Here is an 8,322-nt window from a genome sequence, read left to right as displayed (position 1 = left end):
ACGAGATACATTGGCGTGACTGGAGTTCAGACGTGTGCTCTTCCGATCTATGGGGATGTCACGGCGGGCATACGCGGCGCACCGGGGCTGCTCCGAGAGCGCCGTGCGCAAGGCCATTGCCACCGGCCGGATCGCCACCGAGGACGACGGCACGATCGACGCCGCGACCGCCGATGCGGAGTGGGGCGCCCGCACCGATCCGGCGCAACAGCGCGGCGCACATTCGCGCGCCGACGCCGCCCGGACCGCCGCGATGACCGCCGCCCATGCCCCGGCCGCGAAGCCGGTGCCGAGGGCCGCCTTCGAGGCGGTGAAGGAGACGCTGCGGGAAGCCGGCGGCGATACTGGCGCCGTCGAGCCCGGCGGTGAGGTGTCGTTCGTCCGCGCCCGGATGGCGAACGAGGTGCTGAAAGCCCAGACCGCCCGGGTGCGGCTGTCGAAGATGAAAGGAGAACTGGTCGACCGGGCGCGCGCCACCACGCTGGTGTTCGATCTGGCACGGCGGGAGCGCGACGCCTGGCAGAACTGGCCGGCGCGGGTGGCGGCGCTGATGGCGGCGGACCTCGGCGTCGAGGCGCATGCCATGGAGCGGGTTCTGGAGAAGTATCTCCGCCGCCAGCTCGGCGAACTCGCGGAGATCAAGATTGAGCTCCGCTGAAGCCTTCGACGGCGCCGAGGACATCGCCCGGGCGTGGGCGCGTGGCCTGGCGCCGGACCCGACGCAGACGGTCTCGGAATGGGCCGACCGGCACCGGATATTGTCGTCGCGGGCGGCATCCGAGGCCGGGCCGTACCGGACCGACCGCACGCCCTACATGCGCGGCATCATGGACGCGCTGTCACCGGCGCATCCGGCGTCACGCGTGGTCTTCATGAAGTCCGCGCAGGTCGGCGCGACCGAGGCGGGAAACAACTGGATCGGCTACTGCATCCACCGCGCGCCGGGTCCGTTCCTGGCGGTTCAGCCGACGGCGGACCTGGCGAAGCGGCTGTCGCAGCAGCGCATCGAGCCGCTGATCGAGGACAGCCCAGACCTGCGCGAGCTGATCATGCCGAGCCGGTCGCGCGACAGCGGCAACACCGTGATGGGGAAGAGATTTCCCGGCGGTCAGCTGATCCTGACCGGGGCCAACAGCGCGGTGGGCCTGCGCTCGATGCCGGCGCGCTGGGTCTTTCTCGACGAGGTCGACGCCTATCCGGGCGACATCGACGGCGAGGGCGATCCGATCGCACTCGCGGAAGCCCGGACGCTGAGCTTCGGCCATCGGAAGAAGATTTTTCTGGCGTCGACGCCCACGATCAAGGGGCTGTCGCGGATCGAGCGGGAATACGAGTTGAGCGACCAGCAGCGCTACCATGTGCCCTGCCCGCATTGCGGCGCCCTCCAGCATCTGGAGTTCGAGCGGCTGCGCTGGGCGGCGGGGAAGCCCGAGACCGTGCTCTATCTCTGCGCCCATTGCGAGGAGCCGGTCCCAGAGCGGCACAAGACCTGGATGATGGACGAGGCGAATGGGGCGCAATGGATGGCGACCGCCGAACCGGATCGCGTAGCTGAAGCGCGGCGCGCCGGGATGACCGGCTTCCACATCAACGGTCTCTATTCGCCGCTGGGGTGGCTCTCGTGGGAGGAGATCGCCCGGGGCTGGGAAGCGGCGCAGGGCAATGAAGCCTCGCTGAAGACGCTGAAGAACACCGTGCTCGGCGAGACCTGGCAGGAACGCGGCGAGGCGCCGGAATGGGAGCGGCTCTATGAGCGCCGCGAGGATTGGAAGCTGGGCGAGGCGCCCGAGCCGGTGCTGATCCTGACCGCCGGCGCCGACGTTCAGCGCGACCGGGTTGAGATCGACGTCTGGGGCTGGGGCCGCGCGCTTGAATCCTGGCTGGTCGATCATGTCGTGCTCGAAGGCGACACCGCCCGTCCGGAGATCTGGAACGCGCTCTCGGAGTTCCTCGGCCAGACCTGGCCGCATGCCGGCGGCGCGCGCATGGCGCTGGCGCGGCTCGCCATCGACACCGGCGACGGGGCGACGACGGACGCGATCTATGCCTGGGCGCGGCGCTCGGGCCACGGGCAGGTGATCGCGGTGAAGGGCGTCGCCGGTTTTGATCGCTCGACGCCGGTCGATGGCCCGACCTTTGTCGACGTGACGGAAGCCGGGCGCAAGATTCGCCGCGGGGTTCGGCTGTGGAAGGTCGCCGGCGCGGTGTTCAAATCGGAGACCTACCGGTTTCTGCGGCTGGCGGCCCCGACGGACGAGGAGCTGGCGGTGGGCGGCGCCTGGCCGGCGGGGTTCGTACACATCCCGAAAGGCACCACGGCGGAGTGGATGAAGCAGCTGACCGCCGAGCAGCTGATGACGATCCGCACGCGGCAGGGCTTCCAGAAGCTTGAGTGGCAGCAGACCCGCGAGCGCAACGAGGCGCTCGATTGCCGGGTCTATGCCCGGGCGGCCGCCTGGCTGATGGGCATCGACCGCTGGGACGAACGGCGCTGGGAAGGCTTACGCGAACAGATCGACTCCGGTCGGAAGGATGCGCCCCCGGCGGGCCAGCCGAACCGGCCGTCAACGCAACAGGCGCCGAAGCGCCCGTCCGGATGGATGGGCGCGCGGCGCGGGAAGTGGTTCTGACATGGCCTGGACACAGATCGAGCTCGATGCGCTGCGGCGCGCCTACGCCAGCGGCACGCTGCGCGTGACCTATGACGGAAAGACCGTGGAGTATGGCAGCGCCGCCGATCTGCTGAGCCGCATCCGCACCGTCGAGGCCGGACTGGAGACCACCGCGGGCAAACCCCGCCCGGTCGCCGGCTTCGCCAGCTTCCGGCGGAGCTGAACGATGAAGCGCGAACCGCCGACTGTGACGTGGGGCTTCATGGATCGGGCTCTCGCGACAGTGTCGCCCACCACCGCCGCGCGGCGCTACGCGGCGCGGGTGGCGCTGGGCAATTTACGGCGCAGCTATGAGGGCGCTCAGCGTGGGCGCGGCACCGAGGGCTGGCGCGCGTCCGGCACGGCCGCCGACGCCGAGATCGCCGGCGCCGCGCCGATCCTGCGCGACCGCATGCGCGATCTGGTGCGGAACAATCCGATGGCGGCCCGGGCGGTCTCGGTGCTGGTCAACAGCATCGTCGGCCCCGGCATCCGCCCGCGCGCGGCGAGCGGCGATCCGGCGCTGAACCGGAAGGTGGACGATCTCTGGAAGGCATGGTCGGCGCGGTGTGACGCCGACGGACACACCGACTTCCATGGGCTGCTCGGCTTGGCGGTGCGCGAGATGATCGAGGGCGGCGATGTCTTCGCCGTCCGGCGCCAGCTGCGCGTGATCGATGCCCTCCCGGTGCCGTTGCAGATCGAGTTGAAGGAGGCCGATCACCTCGACGCCGCCCGGTTCGACAACCGGCCGGATGGCGGACGAGTGAGCCAGGGCATCGAGTACGACCGCGACGGCCGGCGCCGGGCCTACTGGCTATTCCCCGATCATCCCGGGGATCAGTCGCCGATCTTCGCGCGGAGGCTGGAGGCGGTGCGGGTAGACGCCGGCGCGGTGGCGCATCTCTTCGAGCGCCAGCGGGTGCAAAGCCGGGGCGTGCCCTGGGGCGTGCCGGCGATGCGGGCGATCCGCGACGTCGACGACTGGCAGTCGGCCGAGCTCGTGCGCAAGAAGACCGAGGCCTGTCTTGTCGGCATCGTCTTCGGCGACGACGAGAGCCAGCAGTCGATCGCGCCGGTGATCGAGGACGCGGCCGGCAACCGTGTCGAGCAGTTCGAGCCCGGGCTGATCGCCTATGCGCGCAGCGGCAAGGACATCAAGTTCAACCAGCCGACCAGCACGGCCGGCGTCTACGAATGGCACCGGGTGCAACTGCATATCATCGCCGCCGGCTTCCGCGTGCCCTACGAGCTGATGACCGGCGACCTGAGCCAGGTCAATTTCTCGTCGAGCCGGATCGGCATCAACGAGTTCAAGCGCATGCTCGATGTGGTGCAATGGCAGATCGTCATTCCGATGTTCTGCGAGAAGGTCTGGGGCTGGTTCATCGACGCGGCCTTCGCCGCCGGGCTGATCCCGCGGGGCGACATCCCGGCGGACTGGGCGCCGCCGAAGTTCGAGAGCGTGAACCCCTGGCAGGACGCGCAGACCGATCTGCTGGAAACCCGGGCGGGCTTCGCCACCCTGCCGCAGCAGATCGCCAAGCGCGGCTACGACCCGAAAGAGGTTCTGGCCGAATGGGCCGAGGCGGCGGCACTCCTCGATGAGCTGAAGCTCGTGCTCGACAGCGACCCGCGCAAGGTCACCCAGGCCGGCCTGACGCAGGCGGCGAAGGTCGGACAGCCGGCAGCCGACGCCGACGCCGACGGCGACAAATAGGAACCCACGGATGTCGAAAGACCGGATCGACCTGCCCGTCCTCGGGCGGGCGGCGCAGCTGCGCGCCGGAAGCGCCGATGAGGCCGCGCGGACCGTGGAAATCGTCTGGACGACCGGCGCCACCGTGCGCCGGCGCCGGTTCTGGGACGAGGACATCGACGAGGAGCTTCTCGTCGCGCCCGGCGCTGTGCGGCTCGATCGGCTGAACGGGGGCGCGCCGTTCCTGAACTCGCACAACGCCTACGCGCTCGACGCGGTGCTGGGCGTCGTCGCGGAAGGTTCGGCGCGCATCGAAACCGGGATTGGCACTGCCACGATCCGCTTCAGCGAGCGCGACGACGTGCAGCCGATCTTCCGGGATATCGCCGCCGGCATCATTCGCAACGTGTCGGTCGGCTACCGCGTGCACCGCTACGAGATCGAGAAGCGCGACGGCCAGGTCGAGCTTTGGCGGGCCGTCGATTGGGAACCCATGGAAATCTCCGCCGTCGCCATCGGCGCCGATCCGGGCGCGCGGGTGCGGGGCGAGTCCGTCCCCACCGAGGCGCTCCACGCCTGCGTCGTGACCCGGCACGACACCCCAGCCGCTCCGGCGGCCAAACTCACGAGGAACGATATGACTGAAAATGCGAATACCGCCGCGCCGGAGGGTGCGGACGCCATTGAAACGCGCGCGGCACCGGCAAGCCCGGCCCCAGCCGCCATCGCGACCGCCGCACCGGCAGCAGCCGGCCCCTCGATGGAGGAAATCCGTGCCCAGGAGCGCCAGCGGGCGGCTGGTATCTCGGGCCTGTGCCAGCGCCACGCGCTGGGCGGCGAGCTGGCGGCCGACATGATCGCGCGCGGCATCAGCATCGATGAGGCCCGTGCCGAAGTGCTCGACAAGCTGGCCGACGTGGATGCGCTGGCGGCCCGCCGCTCCGAACCGATCGCTGCGACCGCGCGTGCTGGCGCCGACACCAGCTACCGCGACGCGGTGGGCGAGGCGCTGCTGCACCGGTTCATGCCGGGCATCCATGCGCTGCCCGAACGCGCCCGGGAGTTCCGCAGGCTGTCGCTGATCGAGATGGCCAAGGACGCGCTGGAACGGCGCGGTACGCGCACGCGCGGTATGTCGAAGATGGAGGTCGCCTCCGAGGCCTTGGGAAGGCGGGCCGGCGCCGGCTACCACTCCACCAGCGACTTCCCTTCGATCCTCGCCAATGTCGCGAACAAGACGCTGCGCGCGGCCTATGAGTCCACGCCGCGCACCTTCACCGGCTGGGCGCGGCGGGCGACCATCGTCGATTTCAAGCAGGTCACACGGACCCAGCTCGGCGGCGCGCCCGATCTGCAGCGCGTGCTGGAAAGCGGCGAGTTCAGCTACGGCACGATCGGCGAGGGCAAGGAGGTCTATGCGCTCGCAACGTACGGCCGGATCGTGGCGATCACGCGGCAGACGCTGATCAACGATGACCTCGACGCCTTCACCCGCATCCCGTCGGCCTTTGGCGCGGCGGCCGCCGATCTCGAATCCGACATCGTCTATTCGATCCTCACCGCCAACGCGGCGATGGGCGATGGCGTGGCGCTGTTCCATGCGACCCACGCCAATCTCGGCACCGCCGCGGTCATCGGCGAGACGTCGCTGTCCGAGGCCTACCGGATGTTTGGCCAGCAGAAGGGTCTGGAGGACCGGCTGATCTCGATCCTGCCGCGCTACATCATCGTGCCGCCCGGCAAGCGCTCGCTGGAAGCGCGCAAGCAGATCACCGCCACCACGCCTGCCAATACCCAGGACGTGAACACCTTCGCCGGCCGGCTGGAGGTGATCGAGGAACCGCGCCTGATCCCCGGCTCCGGGCAGGACCCGTGGTTCCTCGCGGCTGATCCGGCCCGGATCGACACAGTGGAATACGCCTATCTGGAGGGCCAGCAGGGCGTCACTACCGAGACCCGCATGGGCTTCGAGGTCGATGGCCTGGAGATCAAGGCGCGGCACGACTTCGCCTCGAAAGCGATCGACTGGCGCGGCCTCTACAAGAACGCCGGCGCGGCCGCCTAATCGCGCGTTCGGGCGGCATCGACTCGCCGCCGCGCCTCTTCCCCACATCCACATCATCGAGAGAATCCGCGTGAAGAACTTCATCGCGGTGGGCAATACGCTCACCTTCACTGCCTCGGCCGCCCTGCTGTCCGGCGCCGGCGTGCTGATCGGCGCCATCTTCGGCGTCGCCGCCACCGACGTCGCCAACGGCGCGCAGGGCGCCGTCAACCTGACCGGCGTTTACGACCTGCCGAAGACCGCCAGCCAGGCCTGGACGGTTGGGGCGAAAATCTACTGGGACGACACCGCGAAGCGCTGCACAACCGTAACGACCAGCAACACGCTGATCGGCATCGCCGTGCTCGCGGTGGGCGGCACAGCCGGCGAGACCACCGGGCGGGTGCGCTTGAACGGCGCGGCGCTCTGATGTCGGCCTTCACCGCCGCCGTCGATCTGCTGTTCGGCGATCCCAACATCAGCGCCGAGGCGCTCTACCGCATAGGCGGGGGCGACGCCGTGCCGGGGATCAGCGTCAGGGTGATCTGCCGCGCTCCGGATCGGTTCGCCGGTTTCGGCGATGGGCGGTTCGTGGTCGACACGGTGTTCCTCGATATCCGCATCGTCGAGGCGCCCGAGCTCGCGGACGGCGACACGCTGGAAATCGCCGGCGACTTCTTCACCATCCGCGGCGAGCCGCGCCGCGACACCGTGCGCCTGATCTGGCACGCGGAGGCGCGGGCGCTGTGAGGCTCATCGTCGAGACCCGAGGCGATCCTGTCGCATTGATGGAGGCCGACATCGACGCGGCCGAGCGCGCGGTAACCACCGGCATCCGCGAGGCCGGCGTTGAGCTGCAGCGCGCCTGGCGCGGTCAGATCACCGGCGCGGGCCTCGGCGAACGGCTGGCGCGGACGATCCGCCTCAACGTCTACCCCCGCGCCGGCCAGTCGATCGGCGCGACGGCGCTGGTGTTCAGCCGCGCCTCGGAACTGGTCGATGCCTTCGATCGAGGCGTCACTATCCGCTCGAAGCATGGCTTCTATCTGGCGATCCCCACGGCCGCCGCCGGTGCGAAGGGCGCAGGCGGCAAGCGGATCACCCCCGGCGGCTGGGAACGGCGGACCCGCATCCGGCTGCGCTTCGTCTACCGCCGAAACCGCCCGAGCCTGCTGGTGGCGGACGATGCGTGCATCACCGGCAGGGGACGGGCGGCCGCCAAAGGCGGGCGGCGCCGCAAGGACGGGATGCTGAGCGGTGCCCAAACCGTCCCAATCTTCATTCTCGTGCCGCAGGTGAAGCTGCGCAAACGGCTCGACCTCGACCGCGCCGCCAATGCCGCCCAGGCGCGTCTGCCTGCGCTGATCCTCGCCCGGTGGCGGGAAGCATGAGCAAAAGCGAACAGGTTCTGGCTGCGCTCTTCGCGGCGCTGGGCGCGCATCTTCCGGGAGGCGTCAAACTGCTGCGCAACGCCGTGCTGCCCGAGCGCATCCCGGCGGGCGGTGTAGCCATCCTGCGCGACGGCGAACCAGGCGAACCCGAGTTCCTTTTCTCGCCGGCGCTCTATCTCTACGAGCATCGCGCCGAGATCGACCTTGTCGTTGAGGCGTCGATCCCGGCCGCGCGCGACGCCGCCTTCGACGCCCTGAAGCTCGCCGTGGGCGTGGCGATCGCCAACGACCGCACCCTAGGGAAGCTCTGCGACTGGGTGCAGGGCGAAGCGCCAGCGTCGGAAGATTTGCCGGTCGAAGACGCCGAAGGCCTCAAGGCCGCCACGCTTGGAGTCATCCTGTCCTACGCCACGAGCGATCCGCTTTCCTAGAACGTGTACAGACGCATGTATCCCAGACCCATATCCTTGTTGCGGCCAACAACAGACATCGGTGGCGAAATTCCTGCCAACACAGTGTCGCTTAACCATTTACGCC

General features: G+C 69.4%; 9 protein-coding genes. All 9 read left to right on the top strand.

Features of this window, described 5'->3' with window-relative positions; all coding sequences use genetic code 11:
- The first annotated feature begins 103 nt into the window (after window positions 1-103).
- The 9 genes from Q0480_RS07070 to Q0480_RS07030 all read left to right on the top strand — a co-directional run bounded on the left by Q0480_RS07070 (window position 104) and on the right by Q0480_RS07030 (window position 8,216).
- The gene (locus Q0480_RS07070) at window positions 104-658 is read left to right on the top strand and encodes an elements of external origin (RefSeq protein ID WP_366940827.1); all 555 of its coding nucleotides are present in this window, start codon (window positions 104-106) and stop codon (window positions 656-658) included.
- Entirely contained in the window at window positions 579-2,630 is a 2,052-nt protein-coding gene (locus tag Q0480_RS07065; protein WP_299131697.1) for a phage terminase large subunit family protein, read from the top strand. Before Q0480_RS07070 ends, Q0480_RS07065 begins: the two co-directional genes overlap by 80 nt.
- Window position 2,631: 1 nt before the next feature.
- Window positions 2,632-2,835 (top strand): hypothetical protein, encoded by a 204-nt coding sequence (locus Q0480_RS07060; protein WP_299131696.1) that lies wholly within the window; start codon window positions 2,632-2,634, stop codon window positions 2,833-2,835.
- Window positions 2,836-2,838: 3 nt separating this feature from the next.
- The gene (locus Q0480_RS07055) at window positions 2,839-4,371 is read left to right on the top strand and encodes a phage portal protein (protein WP_299131695.1); all 1,533 of its coding nucleotides are present in this window, start codon (window positions 2,839-2,841) and stop codon (window positions 4,369-4,371) included.
- Between the two features lie 10 nt (window positions 4,372-4,381).
- Window positions 4,382-6,415, top strand: a complete 2,034-nt coding sequence (locus tag Q0480_RS07050; protein ID WP_366940826.1) for a prohead protease/major capsid protein fusion protein — start codon at window positions 4,382-4,384, stop codon at window positions 6,413-6,415.
- Window positions 6,416-6,485: 70 nt separating this feature from the next.
- Complete coding sequence (locus Q0480_RS07045) at window positions 6,486-6,824, top strand: DUF2190 family protein (RefSeq protein ID WP_299131693.1); 339 nt, start codon at window positions 6,486-6,488, stop codon at window positions 6,822-6,824.
- Window positions 6,824-7,144, top strand: a complete 321-nt coding sequence (locus Q0480_RS07040) for a hypothetical protein (protein WP_299131692.1) — start codon at window positions 6,824-6,826, stop codon at window positions 7,142-7,144. Before Q0480_RS07045 ends, Q0480_RS07040 begins: the two co-directional genes overlap by 1 nt.
- A 38-nt stretch (window positions 7,145-7,182) precedes the next feature.
- Window positions 7,183-7,785: a DUF6441 family protein gene (locus tag Q0480_RS07035; protein WP_299131691.1), complete on the top strand. Its 603-nt coding sequence runs from the start codon at window positions 7,183-7,185 to the stop codon at window positions 7,783-7,785.
- Window positions 7,782-8,216 (top strand): acyl-CoA transferase, encoded by a 435-nt coding sequence (locus Q0480_RS07030; protein WP_299131690.1) that lies wholly within the window; start codon window positions 7,782-7,784, stop codon window positions 8,214-8,216. Before Q0480_RS07035 ends, Q0480_RS07030 begins: the two co-directional genes overlap by 4 nt.
- Window positions 8,217-8,322: the final 106 nt, after the last annotated feature.

The sequence above is a fragment of the uncultured Amaricoccus sp. genome (genome assembly GCF_937891315.1).
GTDB lineage: Bacteria > Pseudomonadota > Alphaproteobacteria > Rhodobacterales > Rhodobacteraceae > Amaricoccus.
The sequence above is the reverse complement of the archived record's forward strand: the minus strand, read 5'-3'. Positions and strand labels throughout refer to the sequence as shown.